The organism is Flavobacterium sp. XS2P24 (genome assembly GCF_030010285.1).
GTDB classification, from domain to species: domain Bacteria; phylum Bacteroidota; class Bacteroidia; order Flavobacteriales; family Flavobacteriaceae; genus Flavobacterium; species Flavobacterium algoritolerans.
The window spans coordinates 40074-62682 of sequence record NZ_JASCRU010000001.1 but is presented as its reverse complement, the minus strand read 5'-3'; the positions used below and the strand labels follow the sequence as shown (position 1 = coordinate 62682).

Sequence of the window (22609 nt, the reverse complement as noted above, 5' to 3'; positions counted from 1 at the left end):
TCAAGTTTTTTTTAATTTAGTATCCAAATATCTATATAGTCAATTGGTGCAGGTGGCGTATCGTAAAAATGACAACCAAACACACAATTGCTGTTGTTAATTAAGTCAGCATGACCAGAGGCCCATTGGGAGTCATTTGAAACCATTGAATAGATACCTTTTATTCCAGCAGTCAGTTTAGGATAATTTTGCCCATTCGACCCTCCTTGTGAGGCTGTAATTCTAATATGATTAGGATTTTGAGGGTTAACACCAAAAGTTTTTCTCATCCAAGCATTTAGTGCTTTTGCATTAAGGAAATAGTATTTGCCATCGCCTCCTAAAACTGTCCCAGGTTTATTAGGTGAAGTTTGTATGTTTGGGATATTTACACCCGAATGATTTAATCCTCTTGAAACCTTTAAAGCGCAAAATCCTCTTACGTCATCAGGATTATTGATATAGGCTTGTTCAACATTTCCTCCAATTAATTGTATTAATGATGCTCCATCAACTCTTGGGTATGCATTGTCAAATGATTGAAATGTAGGTAGTTGTTGTTGAGGAAAAGTTAAGTTTGGATTTTCCCAATATAAAGCATCATAGTCCCCATCATTACCCTCACGAGAGGTCAAGTACCAATTTTCGAACTGTTCCCAAGTTGTTTCAGTATTTTCTTGAAAGAATTCAATTGCCCAAAGACAATATTCACGGGATGCAATTGTCCAATTTTGTTCTATTTGGTAGTTAATAAGCTTAGCATAAATGTCTTTGGTTGTGTCGTTGCTGTTTACCCAAATTCTTCTGGCATCCCCTAAGGCATCCCAGAAATAATTTGTTTTTAGTTTATTTATGTAGTTTATGTCATCAAATACGGGGTAATCAGGATTAAAGGTACTGCCATCTGGATTTAAGCTGCCTCCACCATATCCAGTATCGCCACTTGTAGGATCAGCGCCACCGCCACCGGACAGTTCGCAGGGTACAATGGTTGTTTCTGTGTTTACACTAAAACCAGTATCACAAGTGCATTGAGGATCACCTAATCTATGATTTGCACAATTACATAACCATATAGGATTAGTTTGATAACAAATAGCAAGTTCTCCTTGACTAGTACTTTTTGACGTTCCCTTGCTTAAATTATAGTTAGAAACAGCTATCATTTTGCCTTCAAAAGGACGCTTTATCCCTTTTTTATAATTTACTTCCCAAGTAATTGTAGGCACAAATTTGATAAGTAGCTGTTGCATTTTACCATTTTTTTCAAAATAGAGTAGATTGTAATTTCGGATCGTGTCTTCTATAAAGTTAGGTGATACAACCATAGAATATACTACTCTTTCTCGGGTCAATTTTTTAATGCTGGTGGTATCAATGGTAAAAGAATAACTTTTGTTGCTATTTTTATTAGTACTAATAACAACTTTTTTTTCTAAACTTGGCTGCCCTATTTGCTGTTTGAGCATTTCAAATGTTATTTTTCCATCTTGAGATTTGGAATCTACAACACCGTAGGTATCCTTAGAGCAAGATTGCAGAATAGACATTGTTACTAAAAAGAATAAAAACAGGAAAATCCTAGCATTTGTGTGTGTGTGCATAAGTTATTTCGTTTAAAATTAATATTTAATAAATGTAAGAAATTATTTTAATTGAAAAATACCCACTTTTAGTGATATTTTGTCAAAGCATTACTATTTATATACTACAACTAAATATAATTGTTGTATTTGGTTACTGCGCAAGACAATGTATAGCTTTAAACAGCGAAGACTTTGATTTTTTAAATAGAAGTTTGCTATACTATTTTCCGATTTTTCCTCATCGAATAATTCACCATATACAATCCAAACAATGTAACGCTTCCGCCTATTGCAATGGCTGCATTAAGCACTTCTCCGAAAATCACAGCACCCAGAATCACAGCAATAATGGGATTAATATAGGAATAAACACTACTAATTTCAGCAGGAAGATTTTGAAGCGCATAGATAAAGGCAATGAAAGTAAGTACCGAACCAAAAACAACTAAATAAGCAATAGACCACCACGAAATTGCTGGAATAGCACTCAAACTAACCGATGTTCCTGTTGCACCATTGTAAGCAAAAATTAAAATACTGGATATAAACATTTGCAGTCCCAAACTAAAATAAGGATTAAAACTAGCTGCTTTTTTCTTTGTATACAACGAGCCAAATGCCCAAGTTAACGTGGCTATCAATGACAGTATAATCCCAAATCTAAAATCAGGAATCATAAAATCACTTAAATGATCGTAAAAGATAACGCAAACGCCAGCAAAACTGATAATTAAACCAATAACAGTAAGTCTTGCCAATCGTTCTCCCTTAAAAAAAGTAATAATTACAATCCATAAAGGAACAATAGCGCCAATGATTGCTCCCAGTCCGCTACTGATGTATTTCACGCCCCAAGTGCTTAATCCGTTACTCAAAACAAAATTAAGGATGCTTAAAATGACAATGGTTTTCCATTGTTTTCCTTTTGGCCAAGGTGTTTTTTTGAACAGGAAAAAAGAAATATACAGTAATCCGCCAATGAATTGTCTAATGGCAGCAAGTTGTAAAGCCGGCATGTGTTTTACGCCTTCTTTTGAAGCAATCCAAGTAGTTCCCCAAAAAAAACTGACCCAGCACAAAGCCAAAATAGGTAATCCAATGGCATTAACTTTAGACGAAACAGCATTTTTAATTTTAGTTCTCACGTTATAAATTTGGTTTTGTAAAAGTATAATTTAAAACGGTTTCTATTTTAGTACTCAAAATTGTTTTTCCAATAGATGGATTTTTATGATTAAACTTTGGTAAAACCAAATTCAAATCCACTGCTTTTTGTGTATAGTACCTTTCTCGTGAAGGATGAGATGGAGCGACCGCATTGAAGGTTTCATTCCACACATCATTTTCAATGATTTTTAGAATAATACCCACAGAATCTTCCTGATGAATCAAATTAATCGGTGCATCAGGATTATCCAAATTTTCACGGCCAGCCAGGAATTTTATTGGATTACGGTCTTCGCCAATTAAGCCGCCAAAACGCAATACCGTTGTTTTAAAGTTTAAATTGCTTTGCAAAAGCTGTTCGGTTTCCAGTAATTGTTTGCCGCCTTCAGTATCCGGTTTTGCAATTGTTTCTTCAGTAACAAAAGCATCATCATCATTATAAACGGATGTCGAACTGATGAAAAGCACTTTTTCGACTGATGATTTTTCTATAAACGGAATTACATTTCTAATCTTCGAAACAAAATTTTCTGTTCCTGAACCACGAAGCTTTGGCGGAACATCGATGATTAAAGTTTTAGTATTCTTCAGAAAATCGGTTACGTTTCCAGTGGTTTTATTTTCTGAAAGTGTAATTAAAAAAGGTTCAATTCCTGCATTTTCCAATACGGCTAATTTCTCTGTCGAAGTTGTCGAACCGTTTACTGAAAAGCCTTTTGAAAGTAAGGCTTTCGCCAAAGGAAAACCCAACCAGCCACAACCCAGAATACTAATTTTTGTCATTTTGTGTTTAAATTATTTGACTTTCAAACTGTCGTTTACAACTGTTAAACTATCCTTAGTCACAGGATTGATAGCTGTATCCAAAGCATTTGCAACCACAACTAGTGTCGGTTTTATTTTTTGTTTGATTACTACCGCATCATTCAAAACAAAAGGTGTTGGCATCATCCAATTTTCTCTTTTGGCTATTCCAAATAAAGGATTAGTCATTAAATCAAAAGAACTTTCCATCAATTCCATATCGAAAACCGTTGAGGAATTTACACTGAACTGCATTTCTAAAGGTGCATTTCCAACGACATAATAACTCAATATTTTCTTTCCTTTTCGTTGGTAAAGTGAATTTTTTTGGCCTAATGTGGTCACGCCATTCGCTTTGAAATTATGAATCACCATTTTTTCATTGGCAAAAATATCATAGCGGTTGACGTTTCGATTCGGGGAAATTTTTATTTTCAAATACCTTTGATTGCCTACAATTCTGTCTTCCAGAAACACTATACTTGGTTTTAGATTGTCTTTTTTAGGAGCTTCGGCAGCATACGTAAAACCGGAATTGTACTTGCTAAACAATGGTGTTTCGTTCAAAATGGCTGCGTCTTTTGGGTTTTCACCCAAATAGCTTTTGGTCCAGGAATCAAGATTGGTGTCATACGTCACCCAATTGGCTTTGTCCGTATCGGCATCATAGACATACAGTAAGCTGTTTGATTTGGCTTTCCCATATTCGTAACCAGATTCAGAATGCGCTTTCGCAAAAAAGCCAATGGCAAGCATAAAAAACACTAAAGACCAAATTCCTTTTTTGGCGAAAGTCCCAAAAACAGGCAACAATAATGTGAATGTCAAAACGGTAAGAATTGCACTTCCAAACAACACTTTTAATCCCAAACCTACAGGAAACATCTGGATGAAAGGCGCTATGATTATCAAGGCCGGAATGCTAAAAATAAGACTTAGTATTTTACGGGATTTTTGGGTAATGATAAATGCAGCGAATAAAAATAATCCAAAATAGACAGGAATAATCAAAAATCCAGCTCCTTGTAAACTAAAAGCTAGCCCTCCATTAATGACAATCCAAATAAATAATGGCGCTACATAATGATTCATAGTCACTTTCTTCGCAGAAAAACGGTTGTAAAACACTAGGCTTATCGCCAAAGCCAGAAGTACAAATGCTGCAATGTAAGCGTGTCCGTTATATGTAAATCCGTTGAGTAAATCATTGTATTGCGGGTAAACGGCTAATAATCCTTTCCATCCAAAAAAAGTAATTAATCCAGTAACAATCAATGAACCTAAAAACGGAATAAATCCTCTTCCAATTTCGCGAAATGATAAAATACGCTTGGCTATTCCTAAAAATAATAGGAAAACAAATAGCACCAATGCGATTACCACCATTGGTAAAACCCAGCTAAAAGGATAACTTATAAATGTATACGGAATGGTGAAATAGACGTAATCTTCGCTGGCTTGTGTTGTATTTAAATCGGCATTTGAGAAATAGTTCAGCAATGGCATTAAATAAGTGCCTTGATGCGCTAACGTGTTTTTGTTCAAATGATTGATGTCGTCCTGAGCGGTATGATAATTAAAATGGTCATCAATAAAAGCAAAATTATACCCTTGAATATTGCCTTGTTCTCTGAAAACAGTCAAATCAGTATCGTTTGGTAACATTTTATAAATGCTGTACATCAAGGAATTTGAAACGGGAAAAGTCGCTTTTGCAGCAGCAAACTCTTTTACTAACCCTGCATTTCCCTTGTTGGTTTCCATCAACATATAGCTGGGTCCGGATGAACCACGCGCTTCAAAATTAAGCACCAAACCTATTTCTTTTGCCCAACGGTGTTTGGTTACAAATAATGCTGCGCCATTTAATCCTAATTCTTCCGCATCTGAAAACAGAATGATAATGTCATTTTTATGAGGAGTTTTAGAATATAAAAAAGCACGAACACTCTCTAGAATCGTCGCTACGCCGGAACCTGCGTCACTTGCCCCTTTAGAGTAGGAATGTGGCGCGCTGTCATAATGGGAAAGCAATAACAAAGCTTTAGAACTAGAAGTTCCTTTTATGCGAGCCAATATGTTTTTTGATTGTACCAAATTTCCCCAATCGCTCAAGGTGTATCCTTCTTGAACAGAAGTTTCCAGTCCTAACTTGTTCAGCTCTTTTACGAGATAATTTGCAACCATTTCATGTTCTTTGGAACCTACATAATGAGGTTGTTTTGAAATGGCTTCCACTTGGTTCAAAGCTCTTTTGGTCGAAAATTCAGAAAGAGAACCTTCTTCATCTGAAGTCCAATGTGGCATCATGGTGAAATAAATCAATCCTAGAATTACTAAGATAAATAAACCGGCAAAAATTGAGGAATAATCTTTTTTCATTTTTGGTTAAATAGGTTTGGGGTTGTGGTATTTATATGTCTTTTTTGACTAGCATGTAAAAATCATTGTCTAAAAGCATATAGCCTTGATCATATAGGAAGTAGTAGGTGTTTCCAGTTTTGGTTTGTAAAATATTAGTAAAAAACTCAAAATCGAAACCTTTGCTCAGGAGTTTTGCCCGAGTGGTTTTTGATTTCCCTTCAACATTAAGCTCTGACAAAATACGGTAATTCTTGCGTAACTTATTGTTGATGTTGCGCATAAAGTTAGTACTGTCTTTGTTTATTTTATTGTTGTAGGTATTACGGCAACCGTCACTACAGAATTTCTTATCCTCGCGACCTACAATTTTCTCTCCACATTCTAGGCAGGTTTTCATGGATTTATTTTTTTAATTTCGTACAAATCTGTTCTACGATCTTTAAGAATTCGAACACTTCCATGCTCGTGAAGTTCCTTTAATAAATTCAAATCAACATCTACAATTAGGGTCATTTCAGTATTCGGAGTAGCTTCGGCTTTTATTCCGTTACTTGGAAAGGCAAAATCCGATGGTGTAAACACCGCAGATTGGGCATATTGAATGTCCATGTTGTTCACCTTTGGAAGATTTCCAACACAGCCGGCTATAGCCACGTAACATTCGTTTTCAATTGCTCTGGCCTGTGCACAATGTTTGACTCTTGTGTAGGCATTTTGAGTATCAGTCAAGAATGGTACAAATAAGATGTTCATTCCTTCATCAGCCATTAATCGGGAAAGTTCAGGAAACTCTACATCATAACAAATCACGATACCTATTTTTCCGCAATCGGTTTCAAAAGTCTTTATTTGTGATCCTCCGGTCATTCCCCAATGTTGCACTTCGTTTGGAGTGACGTGAATTTTAGCATACATTTCTGAAGTTCCGTCTCTTTTACAAAGAAAACCAACATTGTATAACGTGCCGTTTTCTAAATACGGCATACTTCCTGTAATGATGTTTATGTTATAAGAAATGGCTAATTCTTGAAAGCGTTTGTGAATGGGTTCAGAATGTTTGGCTAATTCCCGTATGGCTTCGGCTTCAGATAAATGGTTGTAATCCGCCATCAACGGCGCTGTAAACAGTTCCGGAAATAAAGCAAAATCACTTCCATAGCCAGAAACAACATCGACAAAAAATTCGCATTGTTCGAACAAAGCTTCCAGATTATTCAATTGACGCATCTGCCATTGTACCAATCCCAGTCGGATAACGCTTTTTTCGAGGTTTATTAATTTTGGACTTTCGTCGTAATAGATATTATTCCATTCCAGTAAAACGGCAAATTCTTTGGAATCAGAGTCACCTTCCAAGTAGTTTTTCATTACTCGGATCACGTGAAAATCATTACTCAACTGAAAAGAAAGTACGGGATCGTGAAGTTCTTTTCTTTTTACTTTTTCGATATAATTTTTTGGAGTAAGTTTTTTTGCATGTTGTCCATAATTAGGAATTCTTCCTGCAAAAACAATTGCTTTTAAATTCAATTGTTCACATAATTCTTTTCGAGCATCATATAGGCGTCTGCCTAAGCGTAATCCTCTATAATTTGGATGAATAAAGACATCTATTCCGTATAAAACATCTCCTTTCGGGTTGTGGGTAGAGAACGTATATTTTCCTGTTATATCAGAATAATTATGATTTTTGTCGACCAGACTTTCGTCAACAATAAGCGATAATGCTGAGCCAACCACTTTGCCATCAACTAAAATTACCAATTGACCTTCAGGGAAAAGGCTTAATAATTTTTCAATATGATGTTCTCTCCAGTAAGAACCAACCATTTCCGGATACGATTCTACCATGGAGTTTTTTAACTCTTTGTAGTCGTTAAATTCTAGATTTCGTAATTCTACTTTGTTTATTTTGGCTTGCATAAGAAGTTGATTTCCATCAAATATAACTAAATTTTTCCATTTACAAACGTTTACAAATAGTTACAACCGAAAGTAAATAGTTAGTAACCGAATACTTTTTGGAAGTCTCCGCATCTTTGCAATGTTGATTTGAAAGAACGATTCAACAAAATATACACTAACATTTAAATTTTACACGCCATGAGCACATTAAGAAACAAAGTACAGTTAATTGGACACGTAGGAAATGATCCGGAAATCAAAACTTTTGACGGAGGAAAAAAATTAGCCAATTTCACATTAGCAACCAACGAGAGCTACAAAAACGACAAAGGAGAAAAAGTAGAAGAAACCCAATGGCACAAGCTTGTAGCTTGGGGAAAAACAGCTGAAATTATTGAAAAATATGTTACTAAAGGCAAAGAAATTGCCATTGAAGGAAAATTAACTCATAGAAGTTATGATGATAAAAACGGGGAGAAACGCTATGTTACCGAAGTAGTGGTAAATGACGTCCTCCTTTTAGGGAAGTAATATTCAGTCTATAAGTATTGTAATGTTGTAAATTACAACTGAACCCAAACAAAAAACCCATCGATAATTATCGATGGTTTTTTTTTGGATTATTGAACGGTAAACTATAACTGATATTGTTTATTTGTCTTTTTTGCGTAAATCAAATTTTGGACAGTTTTTGCAACGTTTATGTTCTCCTTTTTTATATTTTTCGCAACACTCAGACTTGAGGTTTTCTTTAGCAGATCCATTTTTAAGGAACTTTTTTTTATCCTTTTTCGTATCCTTATTTTTCTTCTTTTTACTCAATTTCTAAAAATTAAAATCAAGTTATTTGCTAAACAATATTTGATTATTTAGGTGTACTGTTTAAAGTTAGTTGTTGCATATCTCTGTCAAATAAATACAAACCACCTTTATCGTCACCAATCAGGTTTATTTTATCCAAAATAAGTTTTGCCTGAGCTTCTTCTTCAATTTGTTCAGCTACATACCACTGTAAAAAGTTGTGTGTGGCATAATCCTTTTCAGAAAAGGAAATATCAACCAGTTTGTTAATCGAATCAGAAACAAAAACTTCATGTTTATACAATTCTTCAAACATTTCCTTAAATGTTCCGTAGCTGATCTTTGGTGTCTTTAATTCGCTAACCTTAGCATGACCACCTCGTTCATTTATGTAGCGGACTAGTTTAAGCATGTGTACCCTCTCTTCTTCAGATTGAGCATACATAAATTTTGAAATTCCTTCCAAACCATGAGTTTCTGCCCATGAAGCCATAGAAAGATAGGTTTGGGATGATTCAGCTTCTATTCGAATCTGATTGTTCAGCGCGTGTTCTATATTTTTTGATAACATGGCAGTAAGTTTTAAGTAAAGTTACAAAAAATAATTCATTTCCTTTTTTTTGAAACCGAGAAAACATAATGCATTTGGAATAAATTTAAGCATTCTCGCTAAAAAATATTTTAATTAAGTTGATTTATATTCAATTATATCCATCTTCAAATTTACGCATAACATATTTTTTTGTGGCACTGTCGTAGTAACCCAAAATAAAATAATCTTTAAATTTTATTGTTTTTTCTAAAGTCACTTCTTTATGCTGCCTTAAAAAATAGGAAATATTATCAATAGCAAGTGGTGGTGATTCCTGATTGTTGAACTCAAAATTTTTGTCCCAGCTACTTTCAAAAAAAACAGTTTCTGTATGAATGTTTGGTGAAAAATTATTTTGCGGTAACATTTGCTCAAATTCATCGTCGGATTGCCCAAAACTGACATTATTCCTTGAATATTGATCTACAAAATCATTTTTTGGAGTTCCTCCAAATGTAATTAAAGTGCGTTTTTTGTTTTTAAAAACTGATACGCCAATATCTAAATTAGACAAATACTGCAGGAATTTTTTCGTTTTGTTTAATTCTTTTGGCCTTCCATTCTCTCTTTGTATTAATAATGGGGAGTTTTTGAAGCGAATTGTATCATTTTTAGAAACAGTAATGTTTTTTATAGTCAAACCAGAATCATAGTCTTTTACATCAAATAAAAGCCCATCTACATTGGCATTAACCTGAAATATTCTGTTTTTATAAAAAAAAGAGTTTGATGATCGCGCTACTTTTTTTGGAATTGGTTGAGCGAAGTTTTTTTCGGTTATAGAATTATTTTTGAAATTAAGATCAAAGACTTGTGTTTTTTTGGGATTATGATCTAATGTTAGGATAATGCGCTCATCGAGCATATAAACTTTGCTTTTCTGCGTGCTTTTGAATAACGGATTGTAATCGTCAACTTCCATTTTTTCAATAGGAAAAGCTTCAATAACTTTATTAAAAGGTATTCTTTGCGTGTTTTTATTTTGAAAAATAAAGTCTGAAAAATCAAATGTTTTTTCTTCAGCTCTTTCGTTTTTAAAAGCATAAAGAGTTAAAGTTTGTTCTGTTAGATTTTTAGAAAGGATATAGAATAAATTATCCTTCTGAAAAGATGTTATAACATAATGATTTGAAGAAGGAAATCTAAATTTCAAAGCCTTAAAAGTTTTGTTTTCTAAATAATATTTGATCACTATAATTTCATTAAAATCCATTGAAGACCAATAAAGAGTTGGATTTCCATCTTCGCTAAAACTATATCCAATTATTGATTTGTTTTCTAAATTTAAGAACGAACCAGTATATTGATTGGTCAAGAATAAAGCGCTATTGTATTTTAAAATAGTAATATTTTGCGTGTTTGCTATAAAGGAAAAAACATCATGTGTTACTGTGTTTTCAGCATTTAAAATCTGATTGTTTTCTTCATGTTTTTTTAAATCTAAAGGATAAGAAGTCAATACTGTTTGACTAAACAATGCTGATTTGTAGATCAGGAGCAAGAAGAGTAAGGATTTTTTCATATAGCTTTACCTACAAAAATCATTCCTAAATTTCAACAAATAATTTTATAGCGAACGATTCATCAATTCCTGAAAACAATCTACAAATTGTCCTAAATGTAAGCCATCAACTAATCCATGATGCACATGTATAGACATTGGCATGGTTCTTTTTCCGTTTTCAGCAATTTTCATTTTTCCAAAGGAAATTTTCGGACAACTATCTGGAAAAGTATAGCTCCGCGCATGCGATAATGAAGTGAAATCCAGCCATGGAATCGCCGAAAAATGGATTACATTATCATCCGTAAATGTTCGGGTAAAAAGACCGGTCGTGTTTTGTATTCTTTCAATTTCAGTCAAAGCATTTGTAGTAAAAATTTCAAAATCTGCGTTGTATTCGATTAAAGAAAATCCGAAACTACCGTCTTTACGACCAATTGTTGCAGAAGCATTAATTTGGTCACAAACATATATTTGGTCATCCGTAATCCTGTAGCGAAATGATTCGGTAGTATTGACTGCAACCAATGTTTTGTGTAAATAATAGATAAAAAAAGAAGTGTTCAATGATTTTGCTGTTGCGTAGGCTTTGGTGCAGTCGATTTCTACGGTTGCGCCAAAGAAGGGTTCTTCAAATTGTCTAAAAAAATGGAAATGTTCTTTTCTGGACCAGTTCTCTATATCTAAAAGTGTTTTCAAGATTTTGTAATTTTTATTTAGGATTCAAAAGTACAGCTATTCTTTGAAATCTGGAATTCATTTCATCCAACTTTTGTTGCGAACAAATTATAAAATGGATGTTTCGAATGCTGTAATGTTGATTTTTTTTGTGATAAAAACCAAAAATAACTACCATAAAAAAAGCCCTAAAAGAAATTTCTTTTAGGGCTTTTTGATATAAAAAAGTAGCTTATTTTACTCTGAAAGTAACTCTTCTTACTAATCTTCTTGCATTTTCTGAATCGATATCTACTGAAGTATCTTCACCAGCAGCAATTACATTCAATCTTGATGCATCAACATTAGCTTTCACTAAAGTGTTTTTCACATTGTTTGCTCTTGCATTAGATAATTTATCATTGTATGCAGATCTTCCAACTTCGTCAGCATGACCTATAATATCAATTGTAGCAGTAGGATTGTTTCTTAAGTATGTTAAGATAAAATCAGTCCCTTCTGTAGAAACATTAGTTGGAGTTGATTTATTGAAGTCAAAATAAACTGCAACATAACCACCGTTAATTAAACTAGTAATCAACTCGTTGTTAGTTAAAAGAGGAGAGTTGTTAGTAGTACTACCATAATTTTTTATGATAAAAGCTTCTGTTTCATCAGGAACATTATTGTTGTTTTTGTCAATTGATCTTCCTTTAGTATCAACCATTGCTCCTGCAGGCGTACTTAACTCTTCGTCTAAATAATCAGCTACACCATCTTTATCAGAATCTAGCATTTTATTTTCAATAGCCATAAATCTTGCGTCAATTGCGTCAAATTTACCTTCATGGTCTATAACCCAGTCAGCATGTTTTTCGTTTTTACCTAAGTAAACAGTTAAACCTACTGTACCATTGAAAAGAATTCCTCCAAAACCTCTTGTGCCAGAATTGCTTACAGCATCAAAAGCACGATCTTGAGTAGCATTAAGGATAGTTGTGAAATCTCCTGTCAAAGCAATTCTGTTTGATAGTTTGATTTGACCTGTTACACCAGCCATAAAGTTACCCATTCTATCTTTCCAAGCAGAATTTTGGTCTTCTAATTGTGCTAAACCAAAACCAGCATGTCCTAATAAACCAAGTGTATTTGTCCAAGTTTCAAAATTCATGATTCTTCCAAGGTTAGCAACACCTTGTAAGTCTACTCTGTAATATTTAGTGTCAAAATCAGCTGAATTGTTTTTTCCTTCAAAGCTGTTGTATCCAAAATCAGCTTTTAGACCAAATTTGTTGTTAAACATATATCTAACTCCAAGATCAACAACATAAGGACTAGGTGTTGAAGTAAAGTAGCCAGAGCTCATAGGTCTTTGAGGTTTGTTTACACCACCAGCTAATTCAACAGACCATTTGTTAAATTCAGTTCCAGTACTTGCGCTTTCTACATTTTCTGTTTGAGCGCTCAAAGTTGTCATTGCAGAAGCAAAAACTAACGTAAGTATGATTTTTTTCATAATTTTATTGTTTAATAATTTTATGCAAAAATACGACTTATTGTTAAATATGAAATTTTAAACAGTTAATTATGTAAGAATTAGTTTTAATTCTATAAACTAAGTCAGCAACTGCATTTTTAGCAATATTTTGTACTTTTTTTATAGATTACACAAAGATATTAACTTTAAATTCAAGTGTTTTTTAGCTGAAAACACTTTTATTAATGATTAAAGAGATTTAAAACAGGTTTTTAATATTCCAGTCTTTTTAGTACTTCTGTTATTTTTTCGAAAGAACTAAAATTTTCATGCTCCACTTTATGGTCGATTTTTTCATGTGCCCAAGTCGTGTGAAACGGAATATGAACGGCGTGTCCGCCAATGGCTAAAACTGGTAAAACATCTGATTTTAAGGAATTTCCAATCATGAGAAATTCAGAAGGTTGTATTTCCAAACGTTTGATTAAATCAGAATAATCAATTTCTTGCTTGTCCGACATCACTTCGATATGATGAAAATAATGCCCCAAACCAGAATTGTGTAATTTTCGGCGTTGGTCTAATAAATCACCTTTGGTGGCAACTACTAATTTGTATTTTCCGTGTAAAGCATCTAAAGTTTCTTCGACACCATCCAATAGAACAATCGGTTTTTCCAGTAATTCTTTTCCATATTGAATGATTTTTTCGATAATTTCTACAGGAAGTGTATTATTCGAAATAGTCATCGCGGCCTCAATCATCGACAGAATATAGCCTTTGATTCCGTAACCGTATAATCTTAAATTATCGATTTCTACCTTAAAAAGTTCTTTGGAAATTCCTTGATGCGATAAATAATCTTCCATCAAACCACAGAATTTCTTCTCCGTTTCATCAAAATAGGTTTCGTTGATCCATAAGGTATCATCGGCGTCGAAAGCAATTACTTTTAGGTTCATATTATGTTGTGTTTTTGGGTATAATTACAAAAGCTATTTCTGAATATAATCTTACAACTAGTCTAGTTGTAAAATTTGTCTTCTTTCCACAGTTCAGGATTGGTTTCTATATAGTTTTGTATTCTCTCAAATGATTCGGAATCACGAATAATATGGTCATGAAAACGTGTTTGCCATTCAAAATCAGCATGGATAAAATGTGCGTTTTTGGTTAATACCGATTTGTATGAACGAATAATGGTTGAAATTGTACCCGATTTAGGTGAAATCTCGGCCATCAGTTCCTTTTTATTGATGGTTTCTTTCGCATTCACAGTAGAGACGTTGCATTGCAACGTCTCTACAATGTTATCAACGATATTCGTTTTATTAATTATCAATATTCCATGAATGTGATTCGGCATAATGACATAATTTTCCAATTCAACAAATGGGAAATGGTTTGGTATTTCAGCCCAAAATCGCTCAGCTAATTTTCCGATTTCATTTAACTCCATTTTGTTCTCGTCTGCAACAGAAATAATTTCACCAAAAAAATGTTCCCTATTTTGAGTACAAATCGTTATAAAATAGGTACCGTTATTTCCATAATCCCAATTTTTCAATCGGGTAGAGGGTATGCGGTATTTATTTTGGAATTTGTTATTCATATTATTTTCGTTCGGATTTATCGGGTAGAGACGTTGCATTGCAACGTCTCCTGTCTCTTGTATGTTGATAATAACGAATATAATAAATTTTTATATTATTTCTGAATGGTTCTTGGTTAAAACAAATAGAGACGTTGCATTGCAACGTCTCTACGTAATCGTGGATATATGAATATTTAATTTATTGTCTCCCCATTCGCAACACCATCCGTATCCGGATTTACAAAAACTAATTTTCCTTCAGCATTGGTGGTCATCAAAATCATTCCTTGACTTTCTACACCACGAAGGTTTCTTGGCGCTAGATTGACTAGAACCGTTACACGTTTACCAACAATATCTTCGGGTTTGAAACTCTCGGCAATTCCTGAAACAATGGTGCGAACATCAATTCCGGTATCTACTTTCAAAATTAAAAGCTTGTTGGCCTTCGGCATTTTTTCGGCTTCCAAAATCGTTCCTGTACGGATATCCATTTTGGCAAAATCCTCAAATTGAATTAACTCTTTTTGCGGTTCTGCTTTTTTGTTTTCGGCAGTATTAGCAGTTTTAGTCGCTTCCAGTTTGTCGATTTGTTTTTGAATTTCCTCGTCTTCAATTTTAGCAAAAAGCAATTCCGCTTCGCCAATTTGGTGTCCAGCCGGAATCAAATCTGAATTTTGAGCAATAGTATTCCAGTTCAACGGACTTTCTATTTTTAGAATTCTGGATAATTTTTTTGCTGTAAATGGTAAGAATGGTTCGCAAAGTGAGCTCAATGCAGCTGCAATTTGCAACGCCACATACATTTGTGTTTGCACACGCTCCGGATCGTCTTTGATAACTTTCCAAGGCTCTTCGTCTGCCAAATATTTATTTCCTAAACGAGCCACATTCATCAATTCGCTCAACGCTTCACGAAATCTATAACGCTCCAGAGAACTTGAAATAACAGCTGGATACGCTTTCAATTCGGTTAAAGTTGCTTCGTCCACTTCCGAAAGTTCGTTTGGTTGCGGAACAATTCCGTTGTAATATTTATTAGTTAAAACCACGACACGATTAATGAAATTCCCGTAAATCGCTACTAATTCATTATTATTTCTCGCCTGAAAATCTTTCCAGGTAAAATCATTATCCTTTGTTTCCGGCGCATTTGATGTCAAAGCATAACGCAAAACATCTTGCTGATTTGGGAATTCTTCCAAATATTCGTGCAACCAAACCGCCCAGTTTTTAGAAGTAGATAACTTGTTTCCTTCCAAGTTCAAGAACTCGTTTGCAGGCACATTATCCGGCAAAATATAACTTCCTTCCGCTTTCAACATCGCTGGGAAAATGATGCAATGGAAAACAATATTGTCTTTCCCAATAAAGTGAACCAGTTTTGTATCCTGATCTTTCCAGTACGGTTCCCAATCTTTTCCTTCGCGTAAAGCCCATTCTTTGGTGGAAGAAATGTAGCCAATTGGCGCATCAAACCACACATATAATTTTTTTCCTTCGGCACCTTCAACAGGAACGTCAATTCCCCAATCCAAGTCACGAGTTACCGCACGAGGTTCTAATCCACCATCAATCCACGATTTTACTTGTCCGTAAACATTCGGTTTCCAGTCATTTTTATGTCCAACGAGAATCCATTCTTTCAAGAAATCTTCGTAACGGTCTAAAGGCAAAAACCAGTGCTTTGTTGATTTCATAATCGGAGTTTCTCCAGTAATGGTAGATTTTGGGTTGATCAAATCCGTAGCGTTTAAGGTAGAACCGCATTTTTCGCATTGATCACCGTAGGCTTCTTCGTTGCCACATTTTGGGCAAGTTCCCACCACAAAACGATCTGCCAAGAATTGATCTGCTTTTGCATCATACAATTGCTCGGTCACTTCCTCAATAAAATCCCCTTGTTCATACAGTTTTCTAAAAAATTCCGAAGCGGTATCATGATGGATTTTAGCCGAAGTTCTAGAATAATTATCAAACGAAATTCCAAAATCAGAGAACGATTTACGAATGATTCCATCATATTTATCGATTACTTCCTGTGGCGTAATGCCTTCTTTTTTGGCTTTCATCGAAATGGCCACGCCGTGCTCGTCACTTCCGCAAACAAACAAAACGTCTCTTCCCTGCAATCTTAAATATCTGGAATATATGTCCGAAGGCACGTAAACACCCGCCAAATGGCCAATGTGAATCGGTCCGTTCGTATAAGGCAATGCCGCTGTAATGGTATATCTTTTTGGATTCTGTATCATGATTCAATTTTATTGAGTGCAAAAATAAGATTTTTTATGGTAGGGACAAGTCGCGACTTGTCCGTACTGGCGTAAATAAATTGAATTTTTTGTTTTATTTGGAGCTATTTCCCGCTATCCGTTGCAATCTTATAGGCCGAACCCCGGCCATAAGGATTTCCACTGCTATCAGGGCTAGGGGATCCTGCATTTCAAGAATATTTTATCCAATAAATTAGTATGTATCGTTCCTATGGAGCTTTCACTCACCTAAAAGAGCCGTAGGCTTGGCACATATTGTAGGGATGGATTTTAATCCGACCACATTTGATGATACATTCATAAAGTGCCGTAGGTACGGACGATATTTACAATCAAATTTGTAGGGAAATAACAGAATAAGGAGCAACGTAAAAATTATTTTATTTGAAAATTGAGCAACTCTTTTGGCTCGATTTCCAGAGCGTTGGCAATTTTTACTAAAGTTCTAATGGTGGTGTTTATTTCTGCTCTTTCGATTCTGCCTATAGTGGTTTTAGGTAAATCGCTTATATCCGCTAGACTTTGTTGAGATAGATTTTTTCTTTCTCTTATTTGCCTAACAAATACGCCAAGATTTATAATAAAACTCTCCTCTGAAACCATATTCAAAGGTCAAAACAAAAATATTTTTGACGGACGCTTAAAAGCGTCCTAATTTTATTATATTTGAAAATAATTAAAAAATATCGTTGCAATGAGGTTTCCCGTAAGGGAATGAATTTTATTAGGTATAAATTTGAGGCAAAATAATAGAAATAGGCTTTAAAAATAATAGAAATGGAATTTTTTAAAAAACAATAGTACATGAGAGTTAATAGCAAGATTGTCGAAAAGAATAACTAAAATAAAGTATGCAGAAAATTGACGAACCAGAAAGTTTTGAAACGGATAATTCAAAATATTTAAAATGGATAATTTACATAATTATCTTTATTGCAATAATAATTTTTAAAGCTGCCGCAAAAAAAGAAATTAGAGATAATGCGAATGAAGAGATTGAAAGAAGTTATAATGGAAGATAAATTTAAAAATAGATAGTATGTGGCATAAAATTATGGTTATCGCTGATTGGTTTGGCGAAGTTGGGGAACGTTATAAATTGATAAGAGATTTTAATCGAGCAGGAAAAAAATCATACATAGCTGGTCATGCACCTACACTTTTAGAAGCTAAAATAACATCAGGTGAAAGTGCGTACAGACATGCTTTTTCAAAATGGATGAGTGGAGGATTTAGAATTAAAGCACTTTCAGGAAGAGCATTAAGCAAAAGTGAATTAATTGAAGTTGGCAAAGTAGTTTTAGATAATGATGAGTTGGTAAGAAAACTAATTTCTTTAGGTTGGGACACTTTAGAAGTTCACGACAATGCAGGTTTCAATGGTTGTAAATGGAAATTGATGGATTTTTCAAATTTAGGTGGAATTTTAACATAAATAAAAATTATGATCACATTATTAAGCGTTGGTGAAAAAATTGTCTCAGTTGAAAAAATTTCAATTTTTAATTCAATTTGGTTTTGGTTAACTCTAATTGAGTTGTTAATTATTATTTTTTTAGTTTATAAACTGAATTCAAAAAAGAAAGTTTTTGAATTATCTGATTTAGAAACAAAACAAATAAAAGATTCAAAAAAAAACAATATAGATATGACCAATCTTATGAATAGTATTCATAACGCAAGACCATTATATAAAGAATTGAGTAAAAAATGTCATCCTGATAGATTTATAAACGAACCAAGACAAAAAATTGCGGAAGAAATATTTCAGAAAATTTCAGAAAACGAACGAAATTTTAAGGAATTAACATTACTCAAATCAAGAGCCGTAAATGAATTGAATATAAATTTTTAAAAAAATAAAATTATGGAAGGTGGAGTATTTTTAATACTATTCGTTTTAAGAATAGTTGGAGCATTTGTTTGCTCTAGTAAAGCAAAAGAATTAAATAGAAATTCGGGAGGTTGGGGCTTTTTTGGTTTTGTTTCTCCAATTATTGCAATGATTTGGATAAATTGCTTAAAACCAATTACAATTTGGGATAAAAATGAAACAAATTAAAAAAATAGAAATAAAAAAATCAATATTTTTATTTATGCTTTGTTGTATTAACGGAATAATTATTGCACAAATTCCACAACAAAACAAAGTATTGCTCAAAGATTGGAAAAGAATAAATTTAGAGAATTTAGGAAATATTGATTTGCCTCCAAATATGGAAATTCAAGGAGGAAATTATAAAAAAATGATGGAAAAAGGAAAAGCTGAATATGGTATCTCTGCATCAAAAGTAATTTTTCAACAAAAGGAATTAAACAAATTAAATAAAAATAGCCTAAATACTTGTGCAAGAGTATTTATAAGAACAGAACAAGGTTCAGTTGGTGATTATGAAAAACTCAAAACCGGCAAAATAACCGTATCTGATTTAGAAAGTTTGAATAGTTCATATAAAAATGAAATTCAACAATCTGCGATAAATGCAAATACAGAAATATTAGAATGGTATACCGCAAAGAAAACAATAATCAACGGAATGAATTGTATGACTTTAGGTTACAAAAGACGATTAGGTCAAAACAAACCTGTGAAGGGTACTATGTATTTATTTCAGAATAATGATAGAATGCATATTTTGACTTTTGAACATAGAATTTCAGATAGTGAAGAATGGGAACCAACATTTGCAAACATATTAAAATCATATCGAATAACAAATATTAAATAACAGTCAGCCGCGAAGCTAACAGAGGACTCCACTAAAAGCTACGGAGTCCTCTGTATGTGAAGTCTTTTAGCTCTCAAAATGATCATTAAAACACAAGGTGCTATGTGTTTTTCCGACTTTGTACCCCTTCCCAATATGACAACTTTATTTTCCTAAACCCTCAATCTCCACTTTCAATTTTTCTAAGTGACGATTTATAATTGCCCAAACTATTGAATTATCAATGCTATCATAGGCATGAACCAAACGATTGCGAAAGCCAATAATTTGTTTGTCATTTTCAATTACAAATTCATTTTCTATCAGTCTTAATTTATTCAGAGCCTCTCCAATAATTACCAATTGTCTTTCGACGGCACTTTGAGTTTTTCTGTCTTTATCATACGTATTGAAATCAGTAATGTCAATAGTAAATTCGCGAATTAAAGTTATCGCCATTAAGACATCAGAAACATACTTTTTGCTCTTTTCCGTCATAAAGTAAAATTTTTGTAGTGTCTATATTTTTTCTGAGAATTGGATTTTTAATGGATGAATTAGTTAATAAATCAACTTTTCTTTGAAAAAAATCTTCTAGTTTATCCCAAATATCCATCAAATTTTCACCACGTTCTATTGGGTCTTCGGTGTCAATTTCGATTAGTAAATCAATATCGCTGGATTCATCATTGAAATTTTCAGTCACGGCAGAACCAAAAGCATATATATTTTTAACATTATGACTTTTGCATAATGTTAAAAATTCAGCTAATTTCATTTGTATAGACTCTTTCATTTTCATAAGGCTAAGATAGTTTATTTTTTTAAAAGATATTTTCTGTTTTACAGATAACACGTCCCGAAAGAGTGGTCTCTTTTATATCTTTACAACCATAATTAAACAAGATTATAAATCATGGCAAAAGGACCCGAAAAAAACACTAAAAATAAGGCTTTACATAGCAAATTGCTCAATCGGAAAAAGGCTAAACTTCAAGAAGAAAAAAAAGAAAAAGCGTTGCGTTTGAAAGCTTTAGTTTCAAAAATGAATCAGAAAAAGAGTAGTGACGAATCTGATGTCATATAAATCGCATTGTATTTCATTTCTGTTTTTATTTACCCGAAATTTGCAGCACATATTCAAACACAAAACCTATGGAATTCGGTAGAATAATTATTTCAGAAACAGCAATGAACAGTGAAAATCTCCAAGATGTAATTCACTCTAATATTTCAGTAATCAACTTAATGCGTGAGGAAGGTGTGAACGATGATTTGATTCACGAAGATGCCATAATGAGTTATTATTTAGATTATTATACCTCACAATATACCGAAGGAAATTTTGCTCAGTTTGTATACAATTCCGGTTGGGATAAAGAATTAAACGAATTAATCGAAGAAGGTTTGGCATTAATTGGTGCCGAAAAGCATTTGGAATTGTTCCAACAGCAATCCAAAAAAGTAAAACTGATGAGCAGTGTGAAGCTGAATAAATTCCTAAAAGGGAAATTGGAAGGCGTAAATCCTATCCGAGATTTGCTTAACAACGACATTTTTTTTGAAATAGAAGAAAATCTAGTTACTTTGAATGCTGCTTTCTTAAAAACCCACCCAGATTTTGAAGTGCTTTCTGTAGACGACATGTTTGCAACCTTAGAAGAATTTGTGGGGCACGAGATTAAAAGAGACTAAAGTAAGTCAAAAGTTCAATGTCATAAAGTTTTTAAAGTCCTGTTTTTATTTATTTTTTTGAAGTTCTGTTGTCAATGTAAATTAAACATTAGGGCATTTGAATCATACATTAGTATTGGACTTTATGACTTTCGATTTTTGACTAATTTTTTGTCCCATTTCTATCAAACATTTCCTTAAATTTGCTTCCATTATTATAAAAGTTAGCGTTAAAAAAATCAAGCTATGTTACAAATCGCATTTATTAGAGAGAATCAAGAAAAAGTAATCAAGGCTTTGGCAAAGAGAAACATCGATGCTACAAGTGTTGTTGAAGAAGTGGTACAACTGGATGAAAAACGTCGCGCTACGCAAGTGGAGCTAGACAACATTTTATCCGAATCTAATAAATTATCCAAAGATATTGGCGAATTGATGAAAGGCGGAGAGAAAGCGAAAGCCGCAATTCTAAAAGAAAAAACCGTTTTAAACAAAGAGAAAAGCAAAGCTTTAGCTGAAACGGCTGATGCGCTTGCCGCTGAACTTTTAGAAAAATTATATACGTTACCCAATCTTCCTGCTGATATTGTTCCTGTTGGAAAAACACCGGAGGAAAACCTAAACGTTTTTGAAGAAGGGGAAATTCCAGTTTTGCATGAAGGAGCGCAACCGCATTGGGAATTAGTAAAAAAATATGATATCATTGATTTTGAATTGGGTGTGAAAATCACAGGCGCAGGATTTCCTGTTTATAAAGGAAAAGGAGCACGATTACAACGCGCCTTGATCAATTATTTCTTGGATAAAAATACGGCTGCAGGATATAATGAAGTTCAGGTGCCACACATGGTCAACGAAGCATCCGCTTATGGAACGGGACAATTGCCGGATAAAGAAGGGCAAATGTATCACGATAAAACTGATGATTTATACTTGATTCCAACGGCTGAGGTTCCGGTAACGAATTTGTTTAGAGATGTAATCTTAAACGAAAATGAATTACCGGTTTTAACTACGGCTTACACGCCATGTTTCCGTCGTGAAGCAGGTTCTTATGGTGCGCATGTACGTGGATTGAACCGTTTGCATCAATTTGACAAAGTGGAAATTGTACGTGTAGAACATCCTGATAAATCGTACGAAGCTTTGGACGGAATGGTAGAACACGTGAAAAATATATTACAGGAATTGAAATTACCATACCGAATATTGCGTCTTTGTGGTGGCGATATGGGATTCACTTCGGCTTTGACGTATGATTTCGAAGTTTTTTCTACGGCGCAAGATCGTTGGTTAGAAATCAGTTCCGTTTCTAACTTTGAGACTTTTCAAGCGAATCGTTTGAAATTGCGTTTTAAAGATAAAGACGGAAAAAACCAATTGGCACACACTTTAAACGGAAGCGCATTGGCTTTGCCAAGAGTTTTAGCTGGAATTTTAGAAAATTACCAAACTCCGGAAGGAATTGTAATTCCTGAGGTTTTACGTCCGTATTGCGGGTTTGATATTATAGATTAATTA

At 33.7% G+C, this 22609-nt stretch carries 25 protein-coding genes; 9 read left to right on the top strand and 16 right to left on the bottom strand.

Annotated features, from left to right (window positions below; translation table 11 throughout):
• Positions 1–11: 11 nt before the first annotated feature.
• The 6 genes from QLS31_RS00305 to QLS31_RS00280 form a co-directional block, all read right to left on the bottom strand.
• Positions 12–1583 carry a T6SS effector amidase Tae4 family protein gene (locus QLS31_RS00305; RefSeq protein WP_282741647.1) on the bottom strand — a complete coding sequence of 524 codons (1572 nt, stop codon included), beginning with the start codon at positions 1581–1583 and terminating at the stop codon, positions 12–14.
• Positions 1584–1780: 197 nt separating this feature from the next.
• Positions 1781–2710 carry an EamA family transporter gene (locus QLS31_RS00300; protein ID WP_282741645.1) on the bottom strand — a complete coding sequence of 310 codons (930 nt, stop codon included), beginning with the start codon at positions 2708–2710 and terminating at the stop codon, positions 1781–1783.
• 1 nt (position 2711) lies between these two features.
• Positions 2712–3515, bottom strand: coding sequence for an NAD(P)H-binding protein (locus QLS31_RS00295; protein WP_282741643.1), 804 nt, complete (start codon positions 3513–3515; stop codon positions 2712–2714).
• A gap of 12 nt (positions 3516–3527) precedes the next feature.
• Positions 3528–5846, bottom strand: coding sequence for a M28 family peptidase (locus QLS31_RS00290; protein ID WP_282742145.1), 2319 nt, complete (start codon positions 5844–5846; stop codon positions 3528–3530).
• Positions 5847–5949: 103 nt separating this feature from the next.
• Complete coding sequence (locus tag QLS31_RS00285; protein WP_282741641.1) at positions 5950–6297, bottom strand: hypothetical protein; 348 nt, start codon at positions 6295–6297, stop codon at positions 5950–5952.
• Positions 6294–7823 carry a bifunctional GNAT family N-acetyltransferase/carbon-nitrogen hydrolase family protein gene (locus QLS31_RS00280; RefSeq protein WP_282741638.1) on the bottom strand — a complete coding sequence of 510 codons (1530 nt, stop codon included), beginning with the start codon at positions 7821–7823 and terminating at the stop codon, positions 6294–6296. The genes QLS31_RS00285 and QLS31_RS00280 overlap by 4 nt, the downstream gene beginning before the upstream one ends.
• A gap of 180 nt (positions 7824–8003) precedes the next feature.
• On the opposite strand from QLS31_RS00280, the gene ssb reads away from it, so the two are divergent.
• Positions 8004–8336 (top strand): single-stranded DNA-binding protein, encoded by a 333-nt coding sequence (gene ssb, locus QLS31_RS00275; RefSeq protein WP_099713873.1) that lies wholly within the window; start codon positions 8004–8006, stop codon positions 8334–8336.
• A 334-nt stretch (positions 8337–8670) separates the two neighbouring features.
• Here ssb and QLS31_RS00270 read toward each other — a convergent pair whose 3' ends face one another.
• From QLS31_RS00270 to QLS31_RS00235, 8 genes are all read right to left on the bottom strand, one after another.
• A complete protein-coding gene (locus QLS31_RS00270; protein ID WP_282741635.1) occupies positions 8671–9177 on the bottom strand; it encodes a ferritin in 507 nt (168 codons plus the stop codon).
• A 130-nt stretch (positions 9178–9307) separates the two neighbouring features.
• A complete protein-coding gene (locus QLS31_RS00265) occupies positions 9308–10699 on the bottom strand; it encodes a hypothetical protein (RefSeq protein ID WP_282741634.1) in 1392 nt (463 codons plus the stop codon).
• Positions 10700–10765: 66 nt separating this feature from the next.
• Positions 10766–11401, bottom strand: coding sequence for a chloramphenicol acetyltransferase (locus QLS31_RS00260; protein WP_282741631.1), 636 nt, complete (start codon positions 11399–11401; stop codon positions 10766–10768).
• Between the two features lie 211 nt (positions 11402–11612).
• Positions 11613–12875, bottom strand: a complete 1263-nt coding sequence (locus QLS31_RS00255) for an OmpA family protein (protein WP_282741628.1) — start codon at positions 12873–12875, stop codon at positions 11613–11615.
• A 233-nt stretch (positions 12876–13108) separates the two neighbouring features.
• A complete protein-coding gene (locus tag QLS31_RS00250; RefSeq protein ID WP_282741625.1) occupies positions 13109–13798 on the bottom strand; it encodes an HAD family hydrolase in 690 nt (229 codons plus the stop codon).
• A 62-nt stretch (positions 13799–13860) separates the two neighbouring features.
• A complete protein-coding gene (locus QLS31_RS00245) occupies positions 13861–14448 on the bottom strand; it encodes a transposase (RefSeq protein ID WP_282741623.1) in 588 nt (195 codons plus the stop codon).
• A gap of 176 nt (positions 14449–14624) precedes the next feature.
• Positions 14625–16685, bottom strand: coding sequence for a methionine--tRNA ligase (metG, locus tag QLS31_RS00240; RefSeq protein ID WP_282741621.1), 2061 nt, complete (start codon positions 16683–16685; stop codon positions 14625–14627).
• Between the two features lie 396 nt (positions 16686–17081).
• A complete protein-coding gene (locus QLS31_RS00235) occupies positions 17082–17309 on the bottom strand; it encodes a helix-turn-helix transcriptional regulator (protein WP_282741619.1) in 228 nt (75 codons plus the stop codon).
• Between the two features lie 248 nt (positions 17310–17557).
• Between QLS31_RS00235 and QLS31_RS00230 the strand changes: the two genes are divergently transcribed.
• From QLS31_RS00230 to QLS31_RS00210, 5 genes are read left to right on the top strand one after another with little or no spacing between them, the layout of a single operon-like run.
• Positions 17558–17728 carry a hypothetical protein gene (locus QLS31_RS00230; RefSeq protein WP_282741617.1) on the top strand — a complete coding sequence of 57 codons (171 nt, stop codon included), beginning with the start codon at positions 17558–17560 and terminating at the stop codon, positions 17726–17728.
• A gap of 17 nt (positions 17729–17745) precedes the next feature.
• Positions 17746–18141 (top strand): hypothetical protein, encoded by a 396-nt coding sequence (locus QLS31_RS00225; RefSeq protein WP_282741615.1) that lies wholly within the window; start codon positions 17746–17748, stop codon positions 18139–18141.
• A gap of 9 nt (positions 18142–18150) precedes the next feature.
• Positions 18151–18561, top strand: a complete 411-nt coding sequence (locus QLS31_RS00220) for a J domain-containing protein (RefSeq protein WP_282741613.1) — start codon at positions 18151–18153, stop codon at positions 18559–18561.
• Between the two features lie 12 nt (positions 18562–18573).
• On the top strand, positions 18574–18768 hold the full coding sequence (locus QLS31_RS00215; RefSeq protein WP_282741611.1) for a hypothetical protein: 195 nt from the start codon (positions 18574–18576) through the stop codon (positions 18766–18768).
• The gene (locus tag QLS31_RS00210; protein ID WP_282741609.1) at positions 18755–19435 is read left to right on the top strand and encodes a hypothetical protein; all 681 of its coding nucleotides are present in this window, start codon (positions 18755–18757) and stop codon (positions 19433–19435) included. Before QLS31_RS00215 ends, QLS31_RS00210 begins: the two co-directional genes overlap by 14 nt.
• Positions 19436–19579: 144 nt before the next feature.
• On the opposite strand, the gene QLS31_RS00205 is transcribed toward QLS31_RS00210, so the two are convergent.
• Both QLS31_RS00205 and QLS31_RS00200 read right to left on the bottom strand, forming a co-directional pair.
• Positions 19580–19912: a HepT-like ribonuclease domain-containing protein gene (locus QLS31_RS00205; RefSeq protein ID WP_282741607.1), complete on the bottom strand. Its 333-nt coding sequence runs from the start codon at positions 19910–19912 to the stop codon at positions 19580–19582.
• Complete coding sequence (locus QLS31_RS00200) at positions 19881–20216, bottom strand: nucleotidyltransferase domain-containing protein (protein ID WP_282741605.1); 336 nt, start codon at positions 20214–20216, stop codon at positions 19881–19883. The genes QLS31_RS00205 and QLS31_RS00200 overlap by 32 nt, the downstream gene beginning before the upstream one ends.
• Positions 20217–20330: 114 nt before the next feature.
• Here QLS31_RS00200 and QLS31_RS00195 point away from each other — a divergent pair, with 114 nt between their 5' ends.
• The 3 genes from QLS31_RS00195 (at position 20331) to serS (ending at position 22606) form a co-directional block, all read left to right on the top strand.
• On the top strand, positions 20331–20501 hold the full coding sequence (locus QLS31_RS00195) for a hypothetical protein (RefSeq protein WP_282715589.1): 171 nt from the start codon (positions 20331–20333) through the stop codon (positions 20499–20501).
• A 68-nt stretch (positions 20502–20569) separates the two neighbouring features.
• Positions 20570–21109 (top strand): hypothetical protein, encoded by a 540-nt coding sequence (locus tag QLS31_RS00190; RefSeq protein WP_282741602.1) that lies wholly within the window; start codon positions 20570–20572, stop codon positions 21107–21109.
• A 225-nt stretch (positions 21110–21334) separates the two neighbouring features.
• Complete coding sequence (gene serS / locus QLS31_RS00185) at positions 21335–22606, top strand: serine--tRNA ligase (RefSeq protein WP_282729705.1); 1272 nt, start codon at positions 21335–21337, stop codon at positions 22604–22606.
• Positions 22607–22609 lie beyond the last annotated feature (3 nt).

What these genes read in the sequence shown, in the direction of transcription:
- QLS31_RS00305 (WP_282741647.1), bottom strand. Translation starts at nt 1,583, where the DNA reads ATGCACACACACACAAATGCTAGGATTTTCCTGTTTTTATTCTTTTTA.
- QLS31_RS00295 (WP_282741643.1), bottom strand. Translation starts at nt 3,515, where the DNA reads ATGACAAAAATTAGTATTCTGGGTTGTGGCTGGTTGGGTTTTCCTTTG.
- QLS31_RS00290 (WP_282742145.1), bottom strand. Translation starts at nt 5,846, where the DNA reads ATGATGCCACATTGGACTTCAGATGAAGAAGGTTCTCTTTCTGAATTT.
- QLS31_RS00285 (WP_282741641.1), bottom strand. Translation starts at nt 6,297, where the DNA reads ATGAAAACCTGCCTAGAATGTGGAGAGAAAATTGTAGGTCGCGAGGAT.
- QLS31_RS00280 (WP_282741638.1), bottom strand. Translation starts at nt 7,823, where the DNA reads ATGCAAGCCAAAATAAACAAAGTAGAATTACGAAATCTAGAATTTAAC.
- ssb (WP_099713873.1), top strand. Translation starts at nt 8,004, where the DNA reads ATGAGCACATTAAGAAACAAAGTACAGTTAATTGGACACGTAGGAAAT.
- QLS31_RS00270 (WP_282741635.1), bottom strand. Translation starts at nt 9,177, where the DNA reads ATGTTATCAAAAAATATAGAACACGCGCTGAACAATCAGATTCGAATA.
- QLS31_RS00255 (WP_282741628.1), bottom strand. Translation starts at nt 12,875, where the DNA reads ATGAAAAAAATCATACTTACGTTAGTTTTTGCTTCTGCAATGACAACT.
- QLS31_RS00250 (WP_282741625.1), bottom strand. Translation starts at nt 13,798, where the DNA reads ATGAACCTAAAAGTAATTGCTTTCGACGCCGATGATACCTTATGGATC.
- QLS31_RS00245 (WP_282741623.1), bottom strand. Translation starts at nt 14,448, where the DNA reads ATGAATAACAAATTCCAAAATAAATACCGCATACCCTCTACCCGATTG.
- metG (WP_282741621.1), bottom strand. Translation starts at nt 16,685, where the DNA reads ATGATACAGAATCCAAAAAGATATACCATTACAGCGGCATTGCCTTAT.
- QLS31_RS00235 (WP_282741619.1), bottom strand. Translation starts at nt 17,309, where the DNA reads ATGGTTTCAGAGGAGAGTTTTATTATAAATCTTGGCGTATTTGTTAGG.
- QLS31_RS00230 (WP_282741617.1), top strand. Translation starts at nt 17,558, where the DNA reads ATGCAGAAAATTGACGAACCAGAAAGTTTTGAAACGGATAATTCAAAA.
- QLS31_RS00225 (WP_282741615.1), top strand. Translation starts at nt 17,746, where the DNA reads ATGTGGCATAAAATTATGGTTATCGCTGATTGGTTTGGCGAAGTTGGG.
- QLS31_RS00220 (WP_282741613.1), top strand. Translation starts at nt 18,151, where the DNA reads ATGATCACATTATTAAGCGTTGGTGAAAAAATTGTCTCAGTTGAAAAA.
- QLS31_RS00215 (WP_282741611.1), top strand. Translation starts at nt 18,574, where the DNA reads ATGGAAGGTGGAGTATTTTTAATACTATTCGTTTTAAGAATAGTTGGA.
- QLS31_RS00210 (WP_282741609.1), top strand. Translation starts at nt 18,755, where the DNA reads ATGAAACAAATTAAAAAAATAGAAATAAAAAAATCAATATTTTTATTT.
- QLS31_RS00205 (WP_282741607.1), bottom strand. Translation starts at nt 19,912, where the DNA reads ATGACGGAAAAGAGCAAAAAGTATGTTTCTGATGTCTTAATGGCGATA.
- QLS31_RS00200 (WP_282741605.1), bottom strand. Translation starts at nt 20,216, where the DNA reads ATGAAAATGAAAGAGTCTATACAAATGAAATTAGCTGAATTTTTAACA.
- QLS31_RS00195 (WP_282715589.1), top strand. Translation starts at nt 20,331, where the DNA reads ATGGCAAAAGGACCCGAAAAAAACACTAAAAATAAGGCTTTACATAGC.
- QLS31_RS00190 (WP_282741602.1), top strand. Translation starts at nt 20,570, where the DNA reads ATGGAATTCGGTAGAATAATTATTTCAGAAACAGCAATGAACAGTGAA.
- serS (WP_282729705.1), top strand. Translation starts at nt 21,335, where the DNA reads ATGTTACAAATCGCATTTATTAGAGAGAATCAAGAAAAAGTAATCAAG.